Annotated in this window: 1 protein-coding gene; it reads left to right on the forward strand. The window is 39.8% G+C overall.

Translation table 11 applies throughout. The features are described from left to right. A partial coding sequence (locus tag M3627_RS20340) for an IS4 family transposase (protein WP_251557266.1) occupies positions 1 to 996 on the forward strand: 996 nt, incomplete at its 5' end. Between the last annotated feature and the right edge of the window lie 143 nt (positions 997 to 1139).

Below are 1139 nucleotides of genomic sequence, written 5' to 3' on the forward strand. Positions count from 1 at the left end.
GCGACCATCCATTCCCTTCCTTCGGATTTGAAGGAGACTTTTCCTGGCGTCTATCGAGCCGAATTAAAATGCCAACTGGAGTATGAATTCCTGACAGGACAGTTCATATTGGCTGACTGGATGAACGGAAAGGAAAACGATTCTCTATATGGGAAGAATCGATTAGAGACGGTCTCACCTGGCGATTTATTTCTACAAGACTTGGGTTATTTCCATCTACCCACCTTCCAAAAAATTGATGAGTCCGGGGGCTATTTCGTCTCTAGAGTTCGACCAGATTGTTCTATCTATACAGGGAATCCCAACCCTCGTTACCATGCCGATGGCAGGGTCGTCAAATCCTCTTTTTATCAGAAGGAATCTTTGGCAGAGCACCTGGAACAAATGGAGCGTGGCTCCGTAAGGGAATGGGAGGAAGTTTATGTGGGGTATGACTATAAATTCCCTACCCGTTTAATTTTGTATCGCCATACAGAGGAACAAGATAAAAGTGATCAGTATAAACGTAAACATTCACGTTACCAGACAAAGGAGCACGTAAGAGCGCTAGATGGGGCGACGATTATTATGACAAACCTCCCGGATACTATCCCAGCTGAGAAAGTGATGGACCTTTACCGATTGCGCTGGCAGATCGAGTTATTGTTTAAAGGATGGAAATCTAATTTCCCGACCACTTTTTATAAACAGATAAAGGAAGAACGTGTCCTATGTCATTTTTTCGCTCATTTATTATTGTTTCTAATCACAACTACAACAACTTATCAGGCACGTTTATTCTTGCTAGAGAAATCTAGAATAGAGATAAGCATTCAAAAGGGCATCTCAGTTGCACTACGCTTTATTCGCTTGATGTTTGAAAGCATAAAAAAATACACCAAGCTTACCAATGGGGTACTGAAAAGGTTTCATGGTGCTCTTTGTAAACATGCATTGAAAACAAAAGGGCCACCTGAAAAGGATCCATTGATTATACTCGGTGCAAATTACAGTTAGTATTCTATGCCCTGTATAGAAAGAAATTAAACTTACATTTTTTGGTTAAACCAAAAAGTGTTAATTTCATATGGTCTAATTTTCAAAAATACCAGTTCATATGAGAGTGAATGACGTAAATTTTTCTTAACTTGATAGCTATG

The sequence above is a fragment of the Psychrobacillus sp. MER TA 171 genome (assembly GCF_023713305.1).
In the GTDB taxonomy this organism is placed as follows: domain Bacteria; phylum Bacillota; class Bacilli; order Bacillales_A; family Planococcaceae; genus Psychrobacillus.